Genomic DNA, 23042 nt, shown 5'->3' with positions numbered 1-23042 from the left:
ATGGAGTGTTTTATTCAACTCAGCGTAAAATGCGTCATGCACTGCGTTGATGGCTTTCGATAAATCTGTTTTTGCAATAATTACGGAGATGTTGTACTCAGAAGAACCTTGTGCAATGGCATGTACATTTACACCATTTCTACCTAGTGCATGGAATAATTTCCCTGAAATACCCGGTGTGCGTTTCATATTCTCTCCCACAATAGCTAACACCGCGAGACCATTTTCTACTTCCGGAACTTCCAGTTTCTTAGCTTGCAATTCAAGATCAAATTCCTTTTCAATTAGGGCAACTGCCTTAACAGCATCCGCTGGTTTAACGGCAAAAGTGATGCTATGCTCGGACGATGATTGAGTGATTAATACGATATTAATTTGCTCGCGGGATAATAACGAGAACAGCCTACCACTAAAACCAGCCTTACCAACCATGCCACTGCCTGCCAAATTCACAATACTGATCTCGTCGATTGATGAAATCCCCTTAATAGGTAAAGAAGATGGTTTTGCGCCATGGCGGATATAAGTCCCCTCAAAATCTACATCAAAAGTATTTTTAATAACGATTGGGATTTTCTTTAAAAACGCTGGCGTCATTGTCGGCGGGTAAATTACCTTAGCGCCAAAATATGACAGTTCCATAGCCTCAATATAACTTAACTCTGGTAAAGAGAATGCCTTTTTAACCATCCTTGGATCGGCGGTCATCATCCCATTTACGTCGGTCCAGATTTGTATCTCACCAACATTTAAGGCTGAACCTAAAATGGCGGCGGTATAATCACTCCCACCTCTTCCCAATGTGGTTACCCTATTTGCATCGTTACTTGCAATGAACCCGGTAACAAATAGCATCTTACCTGCATGAGTTTGGCAAAAATCTTTAACCAAGAACTCTGTTAATTGCATATCTACTCTTGCTTGTCCAAAATTACTGTCTGTTTTAATAAATTGAACAGCATCTGCAAATACCGCATCTGGAAATTGCTGCTTGGCTATATGGCAAACCATAAATGTGGAGCAGCGTTCACCATAGCTTAAGACCAAATCTTTTGCTTGCAAACTTAATTCTTGAAGGTTATAAATAGCCTGCAAAAGCTCCTCCAATTCATTAAAATATAGTTTTAGTTTAGTAAGCACTGGATTTTGCGCCGACGCTGGCAACAATGCTCTAACAACTTCGAAGTGACGTTGTTCAATCGCCTCAAGCTCTTTGTTATAGTCTTGTCCTAGCGCTGATTTTTCTGCCATTGCAGTTAATAGGTTGGTTACACCACTCATTGCCGACAACACAATTACTGGCTTTTCTACTTGCTGCTGTTCTTTTGCTAAAATGCCCATTAAGGCGCTGATACTCTCTACGGAACCTACGGATGTTCCGCCAAATTTTAAAATGTTCATATATGTGCTTAACGTTGTTTCAAAAAATATATCTCAAAAAAAAACGCTCCCGATTTTGTCGGGAGCGCTTAATATTTTGTGTTTCAATTATACCACTAGCGTTTCCCCATCAGGCAAGGCCTGTTGTTGATGTAATAATGGTAATAATTGTGTTGTTAAAAATCATTTCTTTTCTTAGTGTATTTTCTACACCGCTAAGTAGAGGATTATTTTTTACAATGTCAAGTATTATTTAAAAATAAGTTGAATTTTTTATAAAATCTACCGCTGAGTTGAAAAATTTGTAACAATAACCGCTTTTCTATAGCTTTTTGAAAAGGTATTATAATGTCTCATTAAGGTGATTTATCTCATTTACTCCAGTAAATCTTAAACTAGCATCTGCATAACTTATTTTCCTTTTCACACTTATTTTATAAGTATTTTTATGCGTGTAATGATATTACTACCTTTATGGCATAATATGCAAGGATTAGTAATAAAATCTACAGGAAGTTGGTACCAGGTTTATGCCGAGGATGGCAAAAATTACGATTGCCGAATTAAGGGTAAATTTAGGATACAGGGTATACAGACTACTAATCCGATTGCGGTTGGCGATAAAGTTGGGTTTGAACTGGAACCAAACGCAGAAACTGGCGTAATTGATACATTGCAGGATAGGAAGAATTATATTATCCGCAAATCCATTAATTTAAGCAAACAAGCACAAATTATTGCGGCAAATTTAGACCAAGCTTTCCTGATAGTTACATTAGCATCACCTCGTACTTCTTTGGGTTTTATTGATCGCTTTTTGGTTACTTCTGAAGCATATAGCATTCCCACTTGCCTAATATTTAATAAGCTTGATTTATTTAGCAAACAGGGGCTTGAAATTTTAGCAGAGTATAAAGCGATTTATGAGAAAATTGGTTATCCATGCTATGAGGTTTCTGCTCTAAAAGGTACAAATGTAGATCAAATTAAAGATTTATTGAAAGATAAAACCACTTTGTTTTCTGGTCACTCAGGTGTTGGAAAATCTAGTTTAATCAATGCTTTATTGCCTGGATTTGAGATTAAAACTGGCGAAATTTCTGATTGGAGCGACAAAGGACAGCATACCACAACTTTTGCTGAAATGCATTCATTACCTTTTGGTGGTTATTTAATTGACACCCCTGGAATTAGAGAATTAGGTATTTTTGATATTAGACCTGAGGAATTGAGCCATTATTTTGTAGAAATGCGAGAACGATTAAATCAATGTCGTTTTAATAATTGTCGTCATGTTAATGAACCTGGTTGTGCAGTGATAAAGGCGGTAGAAAATGGTGAAATTGAAGTGAGCAGATATGAAAGTTATTTGAGTATTTTTCATGGAAATGATACCCGTGCTTAGACAGTTAGTTTTTTAGTTGGTTCGTTGTTTGGGTCTTGACATAACTCCCCAAATCAAACAAACCAAAAAACGAATAAACCAACAAACCAAAAAATGAGAGCAGTTTTACAAAGAGTTACACAAGCTAGCTGTACAGTAGACGATAAAATTACTGGAGCGATCGATACTGGATTTTTAGTGCTATTGGGTATTGAAGATGCGGATACACAAGAAGATTTGGAATGGCTAGCTCCAAAAATTGCGAATATGCGAGTTTTTGGTGACGAAAATGGGTTAATGAATAAAGCATTGGCCGATATTGATGGGAATATTTTATTAATTAGTCAGTTTACTTTATTTGCCGCAACTAAAAAAGGAAACAGACCTGGCTTTACCAAAGCTGCTAGACCCGATAAAGCTATCCCGATGTATGAAGAAATGATTAAAACTTTATCAGCTCTGCTTAACAAAAAAATAGCCTGTGGTGTTTTTGGTGCCGACATGAAAATTAACTTGGTAAATGATGGTCCAGTTACAATTGTAATGGACACAAAAGATAAAGATAACCACTAACATAAATGATATGACTATCGAACAAGCACAAGAAACTGTAGACAACTGGATTAAATCTACTGGAATTCGTTATTTTAATGAGTTAACGAATACAGCAATTTTGATGGAAGAAGTTGGTGAAGTTGCTCGGATCATGTCGAGAAAATATGGGGAACAGTCTTTTAAAAAAAGTGATGAAGAAGTAAACTTAGCAGACGAAATGGCTGATGTGCTTTTTGTATTGATTTGTTTAGCCAATCAGACAGGAATTGATTTAAATGATGCCTTAATTAAAAATTTAGAGAAGAAAACTATTCGTGATACGGATAGGCATAAGAATAACGAGAAGTTAAAATAAAAAAGGCCCCAACTTGTTGTCGGAGCCTTTTTTATAGTACTGATTTTATTTTGGCAGCGGCTGCTGCAAGTTCTTCTTGGCTTGGTTTCAGTTTTTCTTTCGCAAAATTCATATCACTTACATTATTCATTGGTATAAGATGAATATGTGTATGTGGCACTTCCAATCCAATAACGGCTACACCAACTTTTTTACATGGAAATGCTGCTTTAACGGCTTTGGCTACATGCTTTGCAAAAAGTGTTAAACCCGTATAAAGCTCATCATCCATATCGAAAATATAATCTATTTCCTTTTTTGGAATAACCAATACATGTCCCATTACTAATGGATTTACATCTAAAAATGCTAAGAAATCGGCAGTTTCTGCTACTACATGAGCCGAAATTTCTCCACTTACAATTTTTGAAAATATAGTCATACGGGTTGTGAGTTATGGGTTGCAAGTTGTGGGATTGGGTGCGTTATATTACGAATCCAAACCCGTAACTCACCACACGCAACCTGCAACATTATTTTATCTTGATATTTCTAATATTTCGAATTCCATTTTACCAGCAGGCACTTGAATTTCAGTAGTATCACCAACAGATTTACCTAATAAGCCCTGCGCAATTGGAGATTTTACTGAAATTTTTCCAGTTTTTAAATCAGCTTCGCTTTCTGCAACTAATTGATAAGTCATTGTTGCACCGTTTTTTATGTTTTTAATTTTAACGATAGATAAGGCTAAAACTTTTGACAAGTCTAGCTTACTTTCATCAATTAAGCGAGCAGTGGAAAGCGTGGCTTCCATTTTAGAAATCTTTGCTTCATGTAAACCTTGCGCTTCTTTCGCCGCGTCATATTCTGCGTTTTCAGATAAATCACCTTTATCCCTAGCCTCTGCAATAGCCTTAGATATTGCCGCTCTGTCCACAGTTTTTAATTTGTGTAATTCCTCTTTCAGTTTATCTAAACCTTCTTGGGTATAATAAGTTACGTCTGACATACTAATTATTTTTATGAAATCCTCTAAAAAACAAACAAGACTACATCGGCCATTAGCCTACATAGTCTTGCTTTGAATTAAAACGAAGATATAAGGCAATTTTTACAAAAGCAAATATTTTGGTTTAAAAAACAATTCGATAAGATTTCTGCACTCGTAAAAATAAAGTGATGTATATAGGCTACCTATAATTTTCGCTAATTTAGCTTTCAAATAAAAATTACATGAAAAGATTTATTCTCACATTAGTAGTGCTAACCTGTACAACTACACTGTTTGCACAAGAATTATATATGCCTAGAAATATTAAGGCAGCTTATCAAAAAGGTACTCGTTCTTTGGATGGGAAACCTGGTAAAAATTACTGGCAAAACCATGGTAAATACAACATGGAAATCACAGTTAATACCGATACAAAAATTGTAAGTGGAACAGAAAGCATCGATTATTCGAACAACAGCAGAGACACATTAAAGACGATTACTATTCGTTTTGTAAACAATTTGCATAAGCCAACAGCACCAAGAGGCGGTGGTGTTAGCGAAGATTTTTTATCTGCAGGATTAACAATTACTTCCCTAAAAATTAACGGTGAAGTTTACAACGTAAATACTAAAGGTTGGGGTACAACTGGTGATGTAAGATTAAAATCTCCTCTGTTACCTGGCCAAAAGGCGTTATTAAATATCGATTGGAATTATCCATTATCAAAAGAAAGTGGTCGTGAAGGACAAATAGACCCAACAACCATGTACGTGGCATACAGTTATCCTCGTGTTTCAGTATATGATGATTACAACGGATGGGATAGGTTACCGCATACCGATCGTCAGGAGTTTTATAACGATTTTAACGATTATGTTTTCTCTGTAAAAGCACCTAAAAACTTTGTAGTTTATGCCACAGGCGATTTATTAAATCCTGATGAGGTTTTGCAACCTGAATTTGCTGCTCGATTAAAAAAATCATACACAAGTGATGAAGTAATCCATGTCGCTACTGAGCAGGAAATGAAAAGCGGTAAAGTTACTTTACAAAACGATTGGAATACTTGGAAATTCTCTGTAAACAACATAGTTGATGTTTGTTTTGGTTTAAGTAGCACCTATTTATGGGATGCTGGAAGTGTAATTGTAGATAATAAAACTAAGCGTAGAGTAAGCACCCAAGCTGCATACGATGTGAAAGGAACTGATTTTGTCAACTCTGTTAAAAACAATAATTATGCGTTGGCTTGGTTTTCTAACAACTGGCCAGGCGTTCCTTATCCATTCTCTAAAATGACGGCTTTCCAAGGTTTTGCTGATATGGAATATCCTGGAATGGTAAATGATTCACAAACTGGTGATGCAACATTTGCGCAGTTAGTACAAGATCATGAAATTGCACATACCTACTTCCCATTTTATATGGGCATAAATGAAACTCGTTATGCGTTTATGGATGAAGGTTGGGCAACTACATTAGAATATTTAATTGGCATTGCCGAACATGGTAAAGATGCGGCAGATAAATTCTATAAATCTTTTAGAGTTAACAGTTACATTAAAGATAAATCTACAGAAGAAGATCAGCCGATTATTTCGATGTCTACACAATTATCTGGCTCGGGCTATGGTAATAACTCGTATGGAAAAGCTTCTTTATCGTACTTGGCATTAAAAGATATGTTGGGTGATGATTTATTTAAAACCGCTTTACACACCTATATGGATAATTGGAATGGCAAACATCCAATTCCATGGGATTATTTTAACTCTATGAATAGCGGCGCTAAACAAAACTTAAATTGGTTTTTTAACAACTGGTTTTTCAGCAATAATTATTTGGATTTAAGAATTGGACACATACTTTCTAAAGTTGCAGGAGAATATAAATTTGGCATTGAAAACATAGGTGGTTTTGCAATTCCTTTTGACCTTGTTGTTACTTATCAGGATGGGAAAACTGAAAGAAAACATTATACACCAGCAGTTTGGAAGGAAAACCAAAAAACATTCTTAGCTAAATTTACTACCAAAGGACAGGTCAAATCTGTTACTATAGATAATGGTATTTTTATGGATGCTACTCCTAACGATAACACTTGGCAGGGTAAATAATTTGTGAATACTAAGAGCCGCAGATTTGCAGATTATTAACCGTACTTCTGCGAATCTGTGGCTTTCTTTTTTATCCAGAATTTTACTCGTTAATAGCAGAGCAACTTGGTGTATGCTTAACCGGAAAATTTAAGGAATTAGCAATGAAACACATTTTATTTGCTTCTTCATGAAGTGAGTTTGCTAAGTCCTTTTGCTCCTTTTTAGAAATAACAACTTCTGGTTGCAATAAAATTTCTTTAAACTGTCCACTACCATCGGAGTTTTCTTCCATTATACCTATGGCGTTGTCTTTATATTCCATCACAACGATTTCATTTTTAGAACATAAGTGTAAATACCATAACATGTGGCAAGAAGAAACAGAGGACAACAATAAATCTTCTGGATTGTATTTTGTTTTATCGCCTAGAAATACTGAATCTGATGAACCGGAAATTGGCGCTTTATTTTCAATAGATACTACAAAATCACGGTCGTAAGAGCGATAATCCATTGTTCCCGAACCTTTGTTGCCTGCCCAAACTAAATTGGTTTTATATTGATGTTCTTTTGCCATAAGATATTTGATGTTTAGTTCTTATCAGCAATTTAGGGATTTATAATTTGATATCCGATAGTTTTTGAGCCAAAACTTCAGAAATTTTACGATACGAATCAAAGGTCCATCCGCCAACATGAGGAGTTAAAATTACCTTGCCCGATTTTTTCAAATCGTCAAACCAAGGCTGTTCGCTCAACGATGGAAATTTTTCGGTTTCTAAAACATCTAAACCAGCGCCTAAAATTTTGCCGCTTTTTATTTTATCTAGCACAGCAGATGTATTTACAATTTCGCCTCTGGCCGTATTGATAAAAAATATTGGCTTTTTGAAATGATACAAATATTCTTCATTCACCATTTGTCTGGTTTCCTTTGTTAATGGAATATGCAAACTCAAAACATCACTTTGTTTTACAATTTCTTCCATACTTACTTCTCGAACATAAGCATCGCTAAAACCAGCTTTATATTTATCGTAGGCAATTATATTTACTTCAAATCCCGAAAGTTTTTTAGCAAAACTTTGTCCCATAAATCCGTATCCAATAATTCCAACGGTTTTACCTTTTAATTCGTAACCACGATTACCTTCTCTGTCCCAAATTCCATTTCTAATTTCTGTATCCGCTTTTCGAAAATTATTCATTAAAGAAAGTAAAAGACCAACCGCATGTTCGCCGACTGCATCTCTATTTCCTTCTGGGGCATTGATTAATCGTATGTTTCTTTCAGCCGCATCAGCTTCATCAATATTATCTAAACCCGCTCCTGCCCTCGCAACAAACTTCAAATTTGGGGCAGCATCGAATAATTCTTTATCAATTCTAAATTTAGTTCGAACAGCAATGCCGACATAATTTTTTATAACAGCCAATGTTTCAGCTCTTGTAATTAAAGGCAAATCATCTACTTCAAAACCTAAAGCAGCAGCTTGCTCTTTAAACACTGGGTGGAGATCGTCTATAATTAAAATCTTTTTGCTCATTGTTATTGACCCATTAAAAAACTTAGGTGTTGAGTTAAGGTTATAAAATCTTCCACACTTAATTGTTCTGCTCGTTTATCAAAAAACGGATGATTATCCATTTTATCTTTAGAAATAGTACCCGACAAAGCATTGCGCAATGTTTTACGGCGCTGATTAAATCCACCTTTTACTGTGCGCCAAAATAGTTTTTCATCGCATGGCAAAGTTTCCATGCTATTTCTACTTAAGCGAATAACTCCAGAATTTACTTTTGGTGGTGGATTAAATGTACCTGGTTTTACTGTAAATAGATATTCGATATCGTAATAAGCCTGTATCAACACACTTAAAATCCCATATTCTTTAGTGCCAGATTTTGATGCACAACGTTCTGCAACTTCTTTCTGAAACATCCCCACCATTTCAACAACATGGTCTTTATGTTCCAAAATTTTAAATAAAATCTGGGATGAAATATTATATGGGAAATTGCCTATAACAGCGAATTTGCCTGAAAAAATTGAAGTTAAGTCTAGCTTTAAAAAATCTCCACTAATTAATCGTTCTCCCAACTGGGGATATTTATCGGCTAAAAAAGCGATGGATTCTACATCAATATCAATCAGAAAAGTTTCTAAATCTTCTCTCGCCAATAGAATATCTGAAAGAATACCCATTCCAGGTCCAACTTCCAAAACTTGATGGTATTGATCGGTATGAATTAGACCATTTACAATTTTTTCTGCAATTTTCTTGTCGGTTAAAAAGTGCTGACCTAAATGTTTTTTCGCTTTTACTAAACTCATTGTCGCAAAGTTAAGGTTTATTCTGTGTTTAACCCTGAGGCCTCTATGGTAAAACTTTTTTTTAACTCTTTTAATCGCTAATTTGCGCTAAATTCTTTAATACAGCATGAGCGATAAAGTTAAAATAGGTATAAGTATTGGTGATGTAAATGGCATTGGGTTAGAGGTTATTTTAAAAACTTTGGCCGAAAGTAAAATGCTAGATTATTGTACGCCTATTGTGTATGGACATACAAAAGTGGCATCTTTTCATAGAAAGGCTTTGCATATGAGCGATTTCGTTTTTAATGTAATCAATAAAGCTGCAGATGCAAATCCGCGTAAAGCAAACATGATTAATTGCTGGGAAGAAGATGTAAAAATCGATTTAGGTATAGCTAATGAAATTGGCGGAAAATATGCTTTATTATCTTTACAAAAAGCAACGGATGATTTAGTAAGTGGTGCAATTGATGCTTTAGTTACTGCGCCAATTAATAAAAATAATATACAATCAGAGAATTTTAGTTTTCCTGGTCATACCGAATATTTACAAGAACGCAGTGAAAGTAACGACGTACTAATGTTTTTAATTAGTGAAACGTTACGTGTTGGTGTAGTTACTGGTCATATTCCTGTTTTGGAAGTGCCAACAGCGATTAGCCACGAAAAAATTGTTAAAAAACTTCAATTAATTAACGATAGTTTGAAGAAAGATTTCTGGATTGAAAAACCAAAAATTGCAGTTTTAGGCTTAAATCCTCATGCTAGTGATAATGGCTTATTAGGTAAAGAAGAAGCAGAAATTATTTCGCCAGCTATACAAGAAGCGTTTGATAAAGGCATTATTTGTTTTGGCCCATACCCAGCTGATGGCTTTTTTGGAAATGGCACGTACAAACAATTTGATGCAGTTTTAGCCATGTACCACGATCAAGGTTTAATTCCCTTTAAAACCATTGCATTTAGTACTGGCGTAAATTATACTGCGGGTTTAAAATTTGTACGCACTTCTCCAGATCATGGAACTGGATATGATATTGCTGGTAAAAATTTAGCCGATCCAACTTCATTTATGGAAGCAGTTTTTGCTGCTGTTCATATTGTTAAACATCGCAGAGAGCAAGAAAACCTATTAAGTAACCAATTACGCACTGGCGGAAAATTAATAGAAACAGCGAGTGATGTGAAGGATGACGCGAACTAAGTATGCAAAAGCTATCTCCAATCATACAACCAATAGAGTTAATTAACTTAAATTCAAATGATTTTGTATTGATTGACGCAAGTGCAGGCTCAAAAACGAGATATATTGAAGATCATTTAGCTGGCGCATTGTATATTGATTTAAATACTGATTTAGCAAATATTAATGATTTCGCCATTGGTGGAAGACATCCTCTACCAACATTCGAACAGTTTGCTGATGGTCTAAAACGTTTCGGAATAGATAAAAATACGCATGTCATTATTTACGATGACAAAAACAGCAGTAACGCCGCAGCTCGTTTTTGGTGGATGTTAAGAGCAATTGGACATGAAAAAGTTCAAGTTTTAAATGGCGGATTTAATGCTGCAATTAATGCTGGGTTTCCAACAAGTTCAAAAGTTGAAGAACCTAAAACTGTCGAAAATTATAAAATTACCAATTGGAATTTGCCATTAGCATATATTAACGAAGTTGAAATTGCAAGCAAAACGAAAAATCAAACCATTGTTGATGTAAGAGATGCAAATCGCTTTGCAGGTTTAACAGAACCAATAGATCTCATTGCGGGTCATATCCCAAATGCCATAAATATACCTTTTACAGAAAATTTAGACAAAGATGGTAAATTCTTAACTCCAACTATTTTAAAAGAAAAATATACTAAAGTACTTGCGGATACTAAATCAGAAAATATAATTGTGCATTGTGGCTCCGGTGTTACCGCTTGCCATATGCTTTTGGCAATGGATTATGCAGGATTAGAAATTCCGAAACTATACGTGGGTTCTTGGAGTGAATGGAGTAGAAATAATAAAGACATGATTTTGGCAGAAAAATAAAGATTATTACCAATTGTCTTCTAAAAATTTCCGCCCCAAAGGTGTTATAACAGCCCACCATTGTACGGAACTTCTATCAATTTTAATGTATCCTTCATTTTCTAGAGCGGTATAATCTGCTTCTTCTCCTCCAAGAATAGAAGAACTCACTTGTTCGTTAATAATTGTCAACAAATCAATTTTTTCTTGAGTTTCCATTTTTTTATAAGTTTTTTTATAAAACAAATAAAAAACAATAAAGTTGTGAAGCCTAGCAAGTTTTAATTCTAAAAAACATTTCATTTAATAAAAATATTTTCTACCTTTGCAGGCTAAAATTTAGTTACAATTGAAGGCATTAAAACAATTTTCAATCCCGTTTACAGGCTTAAAATTGGGCAAACATCAATTCGATTTTGAAGTTGATAAAAGCTTTTTTGATGCATTTGAGTACTCTTTGGTAAAAGATGGAGCACTTAAAATTGATATTGAATTAGATAAACAAGAAACAATGTTGATTTTGCATTTCCATATTTGGGGCACGATACAACTTAATTGCGATAAATGTTTAGCTGAGTTTGCACAACCAATTGATATTAATGAAAGGCAAATTGTAAAGTTTGCTGAAGACGATTTAGAAAGTGATGATTTAGAAATTATCATGCTAAATAAAAAGGAAAGTGCACTTGATGTTTCGGAGTTAATTTACGAATTCATTAATGTATCAGTTCCTTATATAAATACTTGCCAACAAGTTGGCCAAACTGTAAAATGCGATCCAGAAATGATTGCAACTTTAGAGAAATTGGCAAGCGGATCGGCAGAAAATGAAGAAAAACAGAATGACGACCCCCGTTGGGAAGCATTAAAAAAATTAAAATAATAATTAAATAAAGCACAATGGCACATCCAAAACGCAAGATTTCTAAACAAAGAAGAGATAAAAGAAGAACTCACTATAAAGCTGTAGCTCCTTCTTTGGCAACATGCCAAACTACTGGTGCTATACACGTTCCTCACCATGCTTACAATGTTGATGGTAACTTGTACTACAACGGTAAACTAGTTATAGAAAACACTTCAATAGGTTAATTTTCTAAGAAAATTTTTGTGTTTTACATTGGTTTAAGTTTACCTTAGATTAATGAAATAGCAAAGCGATTTAGCTTAAACACAAAAGATTTTTTACTATGAAAATAGGTCTCGATATTATGGGCGGAGACTATGCTCCCAAAGCAATTGTTTTGGGAGCAATAGCAGCTCATCAATCCCTAGCTCCTGATCAGCATTTAGTGTTGATTGGAGATACTCAGCAGATTAAACCTCTACTTCAAGAGAACGGATTCAATCCCGATCACTTTGAATACGTACATACCGATGAAGTGATTGGTATGGGCGAGCATCCTACAAAGGCTATTCTTCAAAAGCCAAACTCAAGCATTGCTGTAGGCTTCCAATTATTAAAAGAAGGTAAATTAGATTCATTTGCAAGTGCGGGAAATTCTGGCGCTATGTTAGTTGGTGCTGTTTTCAGCGTAAAACCAATTGCAGGAATTTCTAGGCCTTGCTTATGTACCATTGTACCCAAATTAAAAGGCGGCACCGGATTATTATTAGATGTAGGCGCTAATGCAGATTGCAAGCCAGATAACCTAATGGATTTTGGTGTATTAGGTAGTCTATATGCTGAGAATGTGATGCAAATTAATAATCCGAAAGTAGCATTAATGAATATTGGCGAAGAAGACGAAAAAGGTAATATGATTGCTTTATCTAGTCATCGATTGATGAAGGAAACAAAACTTTTCAATTTTGTTGGTAATGTTGAAGGCCGAGATTTATTTAATGATAAAGCCGATGTAATTGTTTGTGATGGATTTACAGGAAATGTAATGCTTAAATTAGCAGAATCATTTTATGTATTAACTATAAAAAAAGGATTAAAAGACGAATTTTTTGATCGCTTTAATTACGAAAATTACGGCGGTAGCCCAGTTTTAGGGGTAAATGCACCAGTATTAATTGGGCATGGAATTTCTAGTCCTGAGGCGATTAAAAACATGATTTTCCAATCAAGAGATATGATAACATCTGACTTAATTGGTAAAATACAAGCCGCATTCCAATAATTTAAATCAAATAAAATGAACAAAATTCACGCTGCTATTACTGCCGTTCATGGTTACGTTCCAGATTACATTTTAACAAATAAAGAACTGGAAACCATTGTCGATACATCAGACGAATGGATAACTTCAAGAACAGGCATTAAAGAGCGAAGAATATTAAAAGGAGAAGGTTTAGGCACATCTGATATGGCTGTTGAAGCGGTAAATGGATTGCTTAAAAAGAGAGGAATTGGCGCAGATGAAATCGAATTAATCATCTTTTGTACAACAACTCCCGATTTTCCTTTTCCAGCCTCTGCAAATATTTTAGCTGATAAAATAGGTGCAAAGAATGCTTGGGGTTACGATTTACAAGCAGCTTGCTCAGGTTTTATTTTCGGCTTATCGACAGGAGCTCAATTTATCGAATCTGGTAAACATAAAAAAGTATTAGTAGTTGGTGGCGATAAAATGTCCTCTATCATCAATTATCAAGATCGTACTACTTGTATTATTTTTGGCGATGGATGTGGAGCTGTTTTATTAGAACCAAATGAAGAAGGACTAGGCGTACAAGATTCTATTTTACGTACTGATGGTTCTGGAAGAAACTACCTAGGTCAAAAAGCAGGTGGTTCTGCTCGCCCTGCTAGTGCAGAAACTGTAGCCAACAATGAACACGTAGTTCATCAAGAAGGTCAAGCAGTATTTAAGTTTGCTGTAACAAACATGGCCGATGTAGCTGCAGAAATTATGGAGCGTAATAGCTTAACTTCAGATGATGTTGCGTGGTTAGTACCACATCAAGCAAATAAACGTATTATTGATGCAACTGCTTCCAGAATGGGTGTTAGCACAGATAAAGTAATGATCAACATAGAACGTTACGGCAATACAACCAACGGTACAATTCCATTATGTTTATGGGAATGGGAAAGTAAACGAAAAAAAGGTGATAATCTTATTTTAGCCGCATTTGGCGGAGGTTTTACATGGGGATCTGTGTATTTAAAGTGGGCTTATACTAGTTAATTTGGGCATAGTTCATTAACTTATTAGTTTTACCTAACAACAAGTGAACCGATGAACTGTTGAACCATTTGACTATAATTTAAAACAAAAAAACTATAACTTAGTTAATTCATAAAGACACCAATTTTTTTAACATAACAACAAAAGAATGGATATTAAACAAATTCAGGAACTCATTAAATTTGTTTCTCGGTCGGGGGTAAATGAAGTTGCTATAGAGCAAGAAAACTTCAAAATTACCATTAAAACTAACCAGGCGCCGGTTTATGTAAATGCGGCTTTACCTGCACCAGTAGCGGCTCAGTCAGCAACTCCTGCAGCAGCGGTTCCACAAGCTGCAGAAACTAAAGCAGCAAGTACTCCAGCAGCTGAAGATACATCAAAATACATTACTATAAAATCACCGATGATTGGTACATTCTACCGTTCATCTAGCCCTGATAAACCTTCGTTTGCAAATGTTGGTGACGAGGTTGCAGTGGGTAAAGTAGTTTGCATTATTGAGGCAATGAAATTATTTAACGAAATTGAAAGTGAAGTTGCGGGCCGTATAGTAAAAGTATTGGTTGATAATGCATCACCAGTTGAATACGATCAACCATTATTCTTAGTAGAACCTATTTAATTAGCCAATTATTCAATTAGCTAATTGCTAATTATAGAGAAATTATGTTTAAAAAAATATTAATTGCCAACAGGGGCGAAATCGCTTTGCGTATTATACGTACCTGTAAAGAAATGGGCATAAAAACGGTTGCTGTTTACTCTACCGCAGATAGAGAGAGTTTACACGTACGTTTTGCCGATGAGGCTGTTTGTATAGGTCCTCCTCCTAGTAAAGATTCTTATTTAAGTATTCCAAATATTATATCAGCTGCAGAATTAACAAATGCTGATGCAATTCACCCTGGTTATGGCTTCCTATCAGAAAACGCTAAATTTTCTTCGGTTTGCCGTGATTACGGAATTAAATTTATTGGTGCTACTCCTGAGCAAATTAATGGTATGGGTGATAAAGCCTCTGCTAAAGAAACCATGAAAATTGCTGGAGTACCTACAATTCCAGGTTCTGAAGGTTTGTTATCAAGCGTTAAAGAAGGTATTGAGATTGCTAAAGGAATGGGTTATCCTGTAATTTTAAAAGCTACTGCAGGTGGTGGTGGCCGTGGGATGCGCATTGTTTGGAAAGATGAAGAATTTGAAAATGCTTGGGATAGCGCTCGTCAAGAATCTGGCGCTGCTTTTGGTAATGATGGTCTTTACTTAGAAAAATACATTGAAGATCCTCGCCACATTGAAATTCAAATTATTGGAGATCAATATGGAAAAGCATGCCACTTATCAGAAAGAGATTGTTCTATTCAACGTCGTCATCAAAAACTAGTAGAAGAAGCTCCATCTCCATTTATGACTCCAGAATTACGCGAGAAAATGGGTGAAGCAGCTATTAAAGGTGCACTTGCGGTAAGTTACGAAGGTGCAGGAACAGTAGAGTTTTTAGTTGATAAACATCGTAATTTCTACTTTATGGAAATGAATACCCGTATCCAAGTAGAACACCCAGTTACTGAAGAAGTAATTAACTTCGATTTAATTAAAGAACAAATCAAAGTTGCTGCTGGCATTCCGATTTCAGGGAATAATTATGTACCAAATATGCATGCTATTGAGTGTCGTATTAATGCAGAAGATCCATTTAATAATTTCAGACCATCACCAGGTAGAATAACTAATTTCCATTCTCCAGGTGGCCATGGTGTACGTGTGGATACACATGTATACGCAGGTTATCAAATTCCTTCTAATTACGATTCAATGATTGCAAAGCTGATTTGTGTTGCACAAACTCGTGAAGAAGCAATCTGTACAATGGAACGTGCATTAAGTGAATTTGTAATTGAAGGCGTAAAAACAACTATTCCTTTTCATTTACAATTAATGAAAGATCCTAACTTTAGAGCTGGTAATTTTACCACTAAATTTATGGAAACTTTCGAATTCTCAGAATAATATAATCTTTTTATAGATTTAAATCGTAAATACCATTCTATTTCAAACAGAATGGTATTTTTGTTTACTAACTAATTTCAATGAGCGAGAACAAAGCAAAGGATCTAATTGAATCCATAAAAAATAAAGGAAAAAGTTTAGAGGCAGAAATGTCCTTTTTTGATCATATTGATGTACTACGCAAGCATTTATTGAGAGGATTAGCTGTAGTAACTTTACTTACCTGTGTTGCGTTTTATTATTCTGATTTCATTTGGGGCAAGATTATCATGGGCCCAAAAGATCCAAGTTTTTGGACGTACAGAATGGGATGTAAGATTGCTGCAATGTTCCCATCAATTGGACAAGATTTTTGTATTACTAAAATAGATGCAAAAATTATCAATACAGAGATGTCTGGTCAGTTTACTCTACAAATGAGCTCATGTATTACAGCCGGATTAATTTTAGGTGTTCCTTATCTTTTATTCGAAATTTGGTTATTTATCAAACCTGCATTACTAGAAACAGAAAGAAGATCATCACAAGGTTTTGTGTTTTTTGCATCCATATTATTTTTATCAGGCGTTTTATTTGGTTATTACTTCATTGCACCTTGGTCTATCAATTTCTTAATCAATTTCACTGTAGACCCAAGCATCCAAAATACATTTACTATCGATTCATATCTTTCTACTGTACTTACCTTAACATTAGGAACCGGGATTATTTTCCAATTACCTGTTGTTATTTTTGTTCTTTCTAAACTTGGCGTAATGACGCCTCAATTCATGAGGAAAAATAGAAGATATGCAGCAGTATTAATTTTAATAGTTGCGGCTGTAGTAACTCCTACTGCAGATCCATTTACCATGATGATTGTTGCGCTGCCGTTATTCTTATTGTACGAACTGAGTATCATGATTTCGGCGAATATCCAAAGGAAAAAACTAAAAGCCGAAGCTTTATTCTATAAAAATTAAGGATTATTATTGAAATAAGCGCAACAAAAAATTTACGCATAAGCTGTATAATTCTATTTAAATTTGGAAATGCCTACAGGAGATAAATTAAGAATTGCTATTGGATCAGATCATGCTGGCTTCGAGTATAAAGAAATCTTAAAAGATTATTTATCAGCACATGAATTGAAAGATTTCGGGACATATTCTGCAGATTCTGTAGATTATGCTGATTTTGCTCACCCTGTTGCTTTAGCAGTGGAAAGCAAGGATTTTGATTTTGGCATATTAATATGTGGTAGTGCAAACGGCATAGCTATTACCGCCAATAAACATCAGCAAATACGAGCTGCAATTTGTTGGGAAAATGAAATAGCGGCCTTAGCCAGACAACATAACAATGCCAATATTTTGTGCATTCCAGCTAGGTTTGTATCCGCCTATTTGGCAAAAGAAATGGCTACTACTTTTTTAAGCACTGCTTTTGAAGGTGGTAGACATGCGAAAAGAGTAGAAAAAATATCGTGCTAAAATAACCTGTAACTTATTAAACCGATGAAACGATAGTTTCATGACCATAAAAACAATTATAAAACTGATGAAAAAACAATTTCTATACACCGGCTTTGCAATAATGCTAAGTTTGAGTGCTACAGCTCAGAAAAACCCTGATGCTGTAAAATTTAGTGAAGCTATAAATAAAACCAGAGCGTACAGCCATCTTTCAGTTATCGCTTCTGATGAGTATGAAGGCAGAGAAACTGGTAAAAAAGGTGCTTGGATGGCAGCAGAGTACATCAAAAAACAATTTCAAAGCTTTGGCTTAAAAGGACCTGTAAAAGATGGTAGTGATCCCTATTTTCAAAAAATTGGTTTAATCACTAACGATGTTGTGAATGCTACATTTACAGTAAATGGAAAAGCAAAACAATTATACAAAGATTTCGTAATTCCAAACAATACTGTTCCAACTACTGGGTTAGAATTAAATGCTAGTGAAGTTGTTTTCGCTGGATACGGAATTACTAAGGAAGGATACAACGACTTTGATGGTATTAATGCTGAAGGTAAAGTAGTAATGATTTTCTCCGCTGGAGATCCAACTGCTAAAGCTGGCGAACCTGCACTTACTGGTCGTGCTGCAATGATGGCTAGACAGAAAATGATGTCAGGTTTAATGGCTGCTAAACCAAAAGCTATTTTATTTGTTGATATGAATTTTGATAATGTACCTGAATATTCAAAAATCGCTTCAACAGCTGGCAGAATTATGCTAAAGAAAGATGCTCCTGCAACAGCAGCTCCACAAAGAGCAAATCCATTAGTTACAATAACTATTTCTCCTGCTACTGCAAATGAAATTTTAAAAGCAAATAATACCACTGTAGAAGAATTAGCAAAAAAAATCACGGCTAGTGTTAAACCTTCTTCATTAACTGCTACAACTACTGTAGTTGCTACTGCTCAGAAAAAAGAAATACCGCAACGTGGAGAAAACGTTCTTGGCTTTTTAGAAGGTTCAGATCCTAAATTAAAAAATGAAGTTTTAGTACTTACAGGTCACTATGATCACATTGGTTTAAACAAAGACCCTAACGCTACAGATAAAGTATATAATGGAGCTGATGATGATGGTTCTGGTACAACTGGAGTTTTATTAATGGCCGAAGCATTTTCAAAAGCTAAAAAAGCTGGTAAAGGCCCTAAAAGAAGCATATTATTTATGACTGTAGTTGGTGAGGAAAAAGGATTGTTAGGTTCTGAGTGGTATGCTGAGCACCCTGTATTTCCTTTAGCAAATACTATTGCCGATTTAAACACAGATATGATTGGTCGTATTGGCGAAGAATATTTAGGCAAAGCAGATAGTGCAAACTACGTATATTCTGTAGGCTCATCGATGTTAAGTACAGAACTTGGTCAAATTCAAGAACAAATAAACAATACTTACACCAACCTTAAATTGGATTTCAAATACGATGATCCGAAAGATACTGAGAGAATTTACTATCGTTCCGACCATTACAATTTCGCTAAAAACAACATTCCAATTATTTTCTTTTACGATGGTATGTTAGGTAAGGATTACCATGGTTTAGGTGATGAAGTGAGTAAAATCAATTTTGATCTTTTAGCAAAAAGAGCGCATTTAACCTATTACATAGCTTGGGAACTTGCAAACAGAGCAAATAGACCTATTGTAGATAAAAATCAAAACGGTACACCTAAAACTACAAACTAGATTTTAGTTTATCTATAAATTTTAAGCCACAGATTAACCCCTGTGGCTTTTCTTTTACACAAACACGTCATTGTAATCCTTTCTTCGTTTAGTCTTTGGTCTTTTAGCTTTCTGCTTGTATATTTGAACATGATCAATACTGCAGAAGAATTTTTGGTAAAAGCTGATGAAAAAGCCTTCGACTTACCACATCGTAAAACTATTAATCATAATATTGGGAAATACAATACTGCAGTAGAACGAGGTCTTTCGAAATTCGAAAACTTAGAAGCTTCAAAGAGAAAAGCACATGTAGTGAAATGGCGTGTGATGGAAAATTTAGATAAATTTTTACCTGAATTTGAAGCAAACTTTCAAAAAAGAGGTGGTAAAGTAATTTGGGCAAATGATGTTGGAGAAGCGCAAAAAGAAATACTGAACATCATCCAAAGAAATAACGGGAAAACGGTTATCAAATCTAAATCGATGACCACCGAAGAAATTCATTTAAACGAATTTCTAGAACATAACGGCATCGAATCATTAGAAAGCGATTTAGGCGAATACATTGTACAACTCCTAGGTCAAAAACCCTATCACATTGTAACGCCAGCAATGCACTTGAGCAAAGAAGAGATTGCTCAATTATTTCATGAGAAATTTGGAACACCTGTAGATGCAACACCGCAACAACTCACTCAAAAAGCTAGAGAATTATTAAGAGATAAATACCTTAAAGCCGACATCGGCATCTCTGGTGGAAATTTTTTAATTGCTGACACAGGTAGCATCGCTTTAACAGAAAATGAAGGTAATGCTCGTTTATGCACTACTTTTCCTAAAATACACATCGCAATTGTCGGTATAGAAAAAGTAATACCATCTATTGCAGATCTCGATTTATTTTGGCCTTTACTAGCAAGTCACGGTACTGGACAAAATTTAACTGTTTATAACACCATTCTAAGTGGTCCCAGACAAGCAAATGAAACTGATGGCCCAGAAGAAATGTATGTTATCCTTTTAGATAACGGACGAACCAACTTACTCGCTCAAAAAGATCAAAGACAAGCTTTATATTGTATTCGTTGTGGAGCGTGTTTAAATGCTTGTCCTGTTTATAAAAACATTGGCGGTCATACTTATAATACAACGTATAGTGGACCAATTGGTTCCATTATCACTCCTCATTTTAAAGGGATGAAAGAATTTAAACATTTAAGCTATGCCTCGAGCCTATGCGGAAAATGTTCAGAAGTATGTCCAGTTAAAATAGACATTCACAAAATGCTACTCTTAAATAGAAGAGATGCAGCCGCAGATCATGTGAATACTAAAACTGAAGAAATTGGCTGGAGTTTATGGAAAAAAGGAATGCAAAAGCGCTCTTTAATGGATATGGTAAGTGGTAAAATGAAAAAATTTTTCCTCAAAAAATTCTTTAAAAAGAGTTGGGGCAAATATCGTTCAATGCCAGAAATTGCTTCAAAATCTTTCGCTAAACAGTGGGAAGACGCAATAAAAACCAAGAGTCTTAATTTTAGAGACGACACATCTAAATACTAAAATCAACTATGCAATTCGATAGAAAAGATAAAGACGATGCTCACCTATTAGCACTGTATAAAACATTGCTTTATCCCCGCATGGTTGAAGAAAAAATGCTTATTCTTCTCCGCCAAGGGCGAATTGGCAAATGGTTTTCCGGAATTGGACAAGAAGCAATTGCAGTGGGCAGTACCTTAGCCATGCAGAGTGATGAGTATATTTTACCAATGCACCGCAATTTAGGTGTATTTACTAGCCGAAATATTCCACTTAAAAAGTTGATGGCGCAGTGGCAAGGGAAAATATCAGGGTTCACAAAAGGCCGAGATCGTTCTTTCCATTTTGGTACGCAAGAGTATAAAATCATAGGCATGATTTCTCATTTAGGCCCCCAAATGGCATTGGCCGATGGAATTGCACTAGCCGACTTAATTGCAAATAAGCAACACGCTACTTTAGTTTTTACAGGTGAAGGCGCTACAAGCGAAGGTGATTTTCACGAAGCCATAAATGTAGCATCTGTATGGAATTTACCAGTTATCTTTTTAATAGAAAACAATGGATATGGCTTATCCACACCAATAAATGAACAGTTTAATTGTAAACATTTAGTAGATCGAGCAATTGGCTACGGTATTGAAGGTATCCAAATAGACGGGAACAATATCCTTGAAGTGTACGACAAAATAAGTGAAATTGCTTCAAGCATCCGACAAAACCCTCGTCCTGTTTTAATAGAATGTCTTACATTCAGAATGCGTGGCCACGAAGAGGCATCAGGTACAAAATATGTTCCTCAACATTTGTTTGATGAATGGACAACAAAAGATCCTGTTAAAAATTTCGAAGAGTATTTAGTTACCCAAAACATATTAAATGAAGAGTTAATTGCGACTATAAAAAGTAGCTTCAAAACCGAAATTGAGCACGAAGTCGAAGCCGCATTTAATGAGCAAGAACCCGTAGCTAATTCTACCACAGAGTTGGATGATATGTTTGCACCTCATACCCAAAAAGTAACTATTCCGTCTTCTACACAAACAGAAAAACGGTACTTAGATGCAATTACAGATGGTTTGAGAGAAGGAATGCAACGCTATGATAATTTAGTTATCATGGGACAAGATATTGCCGAATATGGTGGAGCCTTTAAAATTACCGATGGTTTTGTAAGCCAATTTGGCAAAGCCAGAGTGCGTAACACCCCTATTTGCGAATCTGCTATTGTTGGAGCTGGTTTAGGACTTTCTATCAATGGATATAAAGCTGTTGTAGAAATGCAATTTGCAGATTTTGTTACCTGTGGTTTTAATCAGATTATAAATAATTTAGCTAAAACGCATTACCGTTGGGGTGAAAAAGCAGATGTTGTTGTACGCATGCCTACAGGTGCTGGAACTGGCGCTGGCCCATTTCACTCACAAAGTAACGAAGCTTGGTTTACCAAAACTCCAGGATTAAAAGTAGTTTACCCAGCTTTTCCATACGATGCAAAAGGTTTATTGATTGCAGCAATTGAAGATCCAAATCCGGTAATTTATTTCGAACATAAATATTTATACCGCAGTTTAAGTGGTATTGTACCTGATGGCTATTATACTGTAGAAATTGGCAAAGCAAATGTTTTAAAACAGGGCGATCAGTTAACTATCATCACCTATGGTTTGGGTGTACATTGGGCTTTAGAACACCTAAACAATCATCCAGAAATTTCAGCGACGTTGGTAGATTTAGTAAGCTTACAACCTTGGGATAAAGATGCTGTTGCAACTGCAGTTAAAGCTACGGGCAGAGTGATTATTTTACATGAAGACACTTTAAGCAACGGCTTTGGCGCTGAATTAGCCGCATGGATAGGTGAAAATTGCTTTACTGATCTTGATGCCCCAGTACTCCGCTGTGCTAGCTTAGATACTGCCATTCCAATGAGTAAAGTTTTAGAAGACAGTTTCCTTGCAAAAAATAGATTAGCCGAAACAATAGAAAAAATATTAGCGTATTAATTAACTCTTCAAAAAACACCTACTGCATTAGAAGAAATAGTCATACGCAGTTGGCACGATAATAGCCTAACCATACATAAGATACTAA

The 23042-nt window shown here is 35.3% G+C and carries 24 protein-coding genes; 17 read left to right on the top strand and 7 right to left on the bottom strand.

What is annotated here, in order from left to right:
* Positions 1 to 1401: aspartate kinase (locus tag WC622_RS04895; protein ID WP_372817848.1), on the bottom strand; the 1401-nt coding region annotated here is incomplete at its 3' end.
* A 463-nt stretch (positions 1402 to 1864) separates the two neighbouring features.
* Here WC622_RS04895 and rsgA point away from each other — a divergent pair.
* From rsgA to WC622_RS04880, 3 genes are all read left to right on the top strand, one after another.
* Positions 1865 to 2785, top strand: coding sequence for a ribosome small subunit-dependent GTPase A (rsgA, locus tag WC622_RS04890; protein ID WP_372817855.1), 921 nt, complete (start codon positions 1865 to 1867; stop codon positions 2783 to 2785).
* A 93-nt stretch (positions 2786 to 2878) separates the two neighbouring features.
* On the top strand, positions 2879 to 3337 hold the full coding sequence (dtd, locus tag WC622_RS04885; RefSeq protein ID WP_372817846.1) for a D-aminoacyl-tRNA deacylase: 459 nt from the start codon (positions 2879 to 2881) through the stop codon (positions 3335 to 3337).
* A 10-nt stretch (positions 3338 to 3347) separates the two neighbouring features.
* Positions 3348 to 3674, top strand: a complete 327-nt coding sequence (locus WC622_RS04880; RefSeq protein WP_372817844.1) for a nucleotide pyrophosphohydrolase — start codon at positions 3348 to 3350, stop codon at positions 3672 to 3674.
* Between the two features lie 31 nt (positions 3675 to 3705).
* On the opposite strand, the gene WC622_RS04875 is transcribed toward WC622_RS04880, so the two are convergent.
* Complete coding sequence (locus WC622_RS04875) at positions 3706 to 4095, bottom strand: HIT family protein (protein WP_372817842.1); 390 nt, start codon at positions 4093 to 4095, stop codon at positions 3706 to 3708.
* Positions 4096 to 4191: 96 nt separating this feature from the next.
* On the bottom strand, positions 4192 to 4665 hold the full coding sequence (greA, locus tag WC622_RS04870) for a transcription elongation factor GreA (protein ID WP_372817840.1): 474 nt from the start codon (positions 4663 to 4665) through the stop codon (positions 4192 to 4194).
* Between the two features lie 224 nt (positions 4666 to 4889).
* Here greA and WC622_RS04865 point away from each other — a divergent pair, with 224 nt between their 5' ends.
* Complete coding sequence (locus WC622_RS04865; protein ID WP_372817838.1) at positions 4890 to 6767, top strand: M1 family metallopeptidase; 1878 nt, start codon at positions 4890 to 4892, stop codon at positions 6765 to 6767.
* 82 nt (positions 6768 to 6849) lie between these two features.
* Here WC622_RS04865 and WC622_RS04860 read toward each other — a convergent pair whose 3' ends face one another.
* Genes WC622_RS04860 through rsmA form a run of 3 tightly spaced genes read right to left on the bottom strand, consistent with a single transcriptional unit; the run spans position 6850 to position 9084 of the window.
* The gene (locus WC622_RS04860; RefSeq protein ID WP_372817836.1) at positions 6850 to 7326 is read right to left on the bottom strand and encodes an OsmC family protein; all 477 of its coding nucleotides are present in this window, start codon (positions 7324 to 7326) and stop codon (positions 6850 to 6852) included.
* Between the two features lie 40 nt (positions 7327 to 7366).
* A complete protein-coding gene (locus tag WC622_RS04855) occupies positions 7367 to 8296 on the bottom strand; it encodes a 2-hydroxyacid dehydrogenase (protein WP_372817835.1) in 930 nt (309 codons plus the stop codon).
* A gap of 2 nt (positions 8297 to 8298) precedes the next feature.
* Positions 8299 to 9084, bottom strand: coding sequence for a 16S rRNA (adenine(1518)-N(6)/adenine(1519)-N(6))-dimethyltransferase RsmA (gene rsmA, locus WC622_RS04850; RefSeq protein WP_372817833.1), 786 nt, complete (start codon positions 9082 to 9084; stop codon positions 8299 to 8301).
* Between the two features lie 106 nt (positions 9085 to 9190).
* On the opposite strand from rsmA, the gene pdxA reads away from it, so the two are divergent.
* Complete coding sequence (pdxA, locus tag WC622_RS04845) at positions 9191 to 10270, top strand: 4-hydroxythreonine-4-phosphate dehydrogenase PdxA (protein ID WP_372817832.1); 1080 nt, start codon at positions 9191 to 9193, stop codon at positions 10268 to 10270.
* A gap of 2 nt (positions 10271 to 10272) precedes the next feature.
* Complete coding sequence (locus tag WC622_RS04840) at positions 10273 to 11112, top strand: sulfurtransferase (RefSeq protein ID WP_372817830.1); 840 nt, start codon at positions 10273 to 10275, stop codon at positions 11110 to 11112.
* Positions 11113 to 11118: 6 nt separating this feature from the next.
* Here the strand turns inward: WC622_RS04840 and WC622_RS04835 are convergent, their stop codons facing one another.
* Positions 11119 to 11310, bottom strand: coding sequence for a hypothetical protein (locus tag WC622_RS04835; RefSeq protein ID WP_372817829.1), 192 nt, complete (start codon positions 11308 to 11310; stop codon positions 11119 to 11121).
* 130 nt (positions 11311 to 11440) lie between these two features.
* On the opposite strand from WC622_RS04835, the gene WC622_RS04830 reads away from it, so the two are divergent.
* The 11 genes from WC622_RS04830 to WC622_RS04780 all read left to right on the top strand — a co-directional run bounded on the left by WC622_RS04830 (position 11441) and on the right by WC622_RS04780 (position 22954).
* Positions 11441 to 11974, top strand: a complete 534-nt coding sequence (locus WC622_RS04830; protein ID WP_372817827.1) for a DUF177 domain-containing protein — start codon at positions 11441 to 11443, stop codon at positions 11972 to 11974.
* A 17-nt stretch (positions 11975 to 11991) separates the two neighbouring features.
* A complete protein-coding gene (rpmF, locus tag WC622_RS04825) occupies positions 11992 to 12183 on the top strand; it encodes a 50S ribosomal protein L32 (protein WP_173272963.1) in 192 nt (63 codons plus the stop codon).
* 98 nt (positions 12184 to 12281) lie between these two features.
* Positions 12282 to 13220, top strand: a complete 939-nt coding sequence (gene plsX / locus WC622_RS04820; RefSeq protein WP_372817824.1) for a phosphate acyltransferase PlsX — start codon at positions 12282 to 12284, stop codon at positions 13218 to 13220.
* Positions 13221 to 13235: 15 nt separating this feature from the next.
* Positions 13236 to 14231, top strand: coding sequence for a beta-ketoacyl-ACP synthase III (locus WC622_RS04815; protein ID WP_372817822.1), 996 nt, complete (start codon positions 13236 to 13238; stop codon positions 14229 to 14231).
* A 148-nt stretch (positions 14232 to 14379) separates the two neighbouring features.
* Positions 14380 to 14856 (top strand): acetyl-CoA carboxylase biotin carboxyl carrier protein, encoded by a 477-nt coding sequence (gene accB, locus WC622_RS04810; protein WP_372817820.1) that lies wholly within the window; start codon positions 14380 to 14382, stop codon positions 14854 to 14856.
* A 44-nt stretch (positions 14857 to 14900) separates the two neighbouring features.
* Positions 14901 to 16241 (top strand): acetyl-CoA carboxylase biotin carboxylase subunit, encoded by a 1341-nt coding sequence (gene accC, locus WC622_RS04805; protein WP_372817818.1) that lies wholly within the window; start codon positions 14901 to 14903, stop codon positions 16239 to 16241.
* Between the two features lie 80 nt (positions 16242 to 16321).
* On the top strand, positions 16322 to 17203 hold the full coding sequence (gene tatC / locus WC622_RS04800; protein ID WP_372817816.1) for a twin-arginine translocase subunit TatC: 882 nt from the start codon (positions 16322 to 16324) through the stop codon (positions 17201 to 17203).
* Between the two features lie 69 nt (positions 17204 to 17272).
* Positions 17273 to 17713: a ribose 5-phosphate isomerase B gene (gene rpiB / locus WC622_RS04795; protein WP_372817814.1), complete on the top strand. Its 441-nt coding sequence runs from the start codon at positions 17273 to 17275 to the stop codon at positions 17711 to 17713.
* A gap of 67 nt (positions 17714 to 17780) precedes the next feature.
* Positions 17781 to 19424 carry a M28 family peptidase gene (locus tag WC622_RS04790; protein WP_372817812.1) on the top strand — a complete coding sequence of 548 codons (1644 nt, stop codon included), beginning with the start codon at positions 17781 to 17783 and terminating at the stop codon, positions 19422 to 19424.
* Between the two features lie 129 nt (positions 19425 to 19553).
* Positions 19554 to 20969: a LutB/LldF family L-lactate oxidation iron-sulfur protein gene (locus WC622_RS04785; RefSeq protein WP_372817810.1), complete on the top strand. Its 1416-nt coding sequence runs from the start codon at positions 19554 to 19556 to the stop codon at positions 20967 to 20969.
* Between the two features lie 8 nt (positions 20970 to 20977).
* Positions 20978 to 22954 carry a thiamine pyrophosphate-dependent enzyme gene (locus WC622_RS04780; protein ID WP_372817808.1) on the top strand — a complete coding sequence of 659 codons (1977 nt, stop codon included), beginning with the start codon at positions 20978 to 20980 and terminating at the stop codon, positions 22952 to 22954.
* The last annotated feature ends 88 nt before the right edge of the window (positions 22955 to 23042 follow it).

The sequence above is a fragment of the Pedobacter sp. genome, from assembly GCF_041662865.1.
Taxonomy (GTDB): domain Bacteria; phylum Bacteroidota; class Bacteroidia; order Sphingobacteriales; family Sphingobacteriaceae; genus Pedobacter.
Note: the sequence above shows the minus strand (reverse complement) of the source record. Positions and strands in the feature narration are given on the sequence as shown.

Bases quoted from the DNA above. Each gene is read 5' to 3' on its own strand.
- WC622_RS04835 (WP_372817829.1), bottom strand. From the start codon at position 11,310: ATGGAAACTCAAGAAAAAATTGATTTGTTGACAATTATTAACGAACAA.
- dtd (WP_372817846.1), top strand. From the start codon at position 2,879: ATGAGAGCAGTTTTACAAAGAGTTACACAAGCTAGCTGTACAGTAGAC.
- tatC (WP_372817816.1), top strand. From the start codon at position 16,322: ATGAGCGAGAACAAAGCAAAGGATCTAATTGAATCCATAAAAAATAAA.
- greA (WP_372817840.1), bottom strand. From the start codon at position 4,665: ATGTCAGACGTAACTTATTATACCCAAGAAGGTTTAGATAAACTGAAA.
- WC622_RS04790 (WP_372817812.1), top strand. From the start codon at position 17,781: ATGAAAAAACAATTTCTATACACCGGCTTTGCAATAATGCTAAGTTTG.
- WC622_RS04865 (WP_372817838.1), top strand. From the start codon at position 4,890: ATGAAAAGATTTATTCTCACATTAGTAGTGCTAACCTGTACAACTACA.
- WC622_RS04780 (WP_372817808.1), top strand. From the start codon at position 20,978: ATGCAATTCGATAGAAAAGATAAAGACGATGCTCACCTATTAGCACTG.
- accC (WP_372817818.1), top strand. From the start codon at position 14,901: ATGTTTAAAAAAATATTAATTGCCAACAGGGGCGAAATCGCTTTGCGT.
- plsX (WP_372817824.1), top strand. From the start codon at position 12,282: ATGAAAATAGGTCTCGATATTATGGGCGGAGACTATGCTCCCAAAGCA.
- WC622_RS04880 (WP_372817844.1), top strand. From the start codon at position 3,348: ATGACTATCGAACAAGCACAAGAAACTGTAGACAACTGGATTAAATCT.
- WC622_RS04840 (WP_372817830.1), top strand. From the start codon at position 10,273: ATGCAAAAGCTATCTCCAATCATACAACCAATAGAGTTAATTAACTTA.
- rsmA (WP_372817833.1), bottom strand. From the start codon at position 9,084: ATGAGTTTAGTAAAAGCGAAAAAACATTTAGGTCAGCACTTTTTAACC.
- WC622_RS04860 (WP_372817836.1), bottom strand. From the start codon at position 7,326: ATGGCAAAAGAACATCAATATAAAACCAATTTAGTTTGGGCAGGCAAC.
- rpmF (WP_173272963.1), top strand. From the start codon at position 11,992: ATGGCACATCCAAAACGCAAGATTTCTAAACAAAGAAGAGATAAAAGA.
- pdxA (WP_372817832.1), top strand. From the start codon at position 9,191: ATGAGCGATAAAGTTAAAATAGGTATAAGTATTGGTGATGTAAATGGC.
- WC622_RS04785 (WP_372817810.1), top strand. From the start codon at position 19,554: ATGATCAATACTGCAGAAGAATTTTTGGTAAAAGCTGATGAAAAAGCC.
- WC622_RS04815 (WP_372817822.1), top strand. From the start codon at position 13,236: ATGAACAAAATTCACGCTGCTATTACTGCCGTTCATGGTTACGTTCCA.
- WC622_RS04875 (WP_372817842.1), bottom strand. From the start codon at position 4,095: ATGACTATATTTTCAAAAATTGTAAGTGGAGAAATTTCGGCTCATGTA.
- WC622_RS04855 (WP_372817835.1), bottom strand. From the start codon at position 8,296: ATGAGCAAAAAGATTTTAATTATAGACGATCTCCACCCAGTGTTTAAA.
- rsgA (WP_372817855.1), top strand. From the start codon at position 1,865: ATGCAAGGATTAGTAATAAAATCTACAGGAAGTTGGTACCAGGTTTAT.
- accB (WP_372817820.1), top strand. From the start codon at position 14,380: ATGGATATTAAACAAATTCAGGAACTCATTAAATTTGTTTCTCGGTCG.
- rpiB (WP_372817814.1), top strand. From the start codon at position 17,273: ATGCCTACAGGAGATAAATTAAGAATTGCTATTGGATCAGATCATGCT.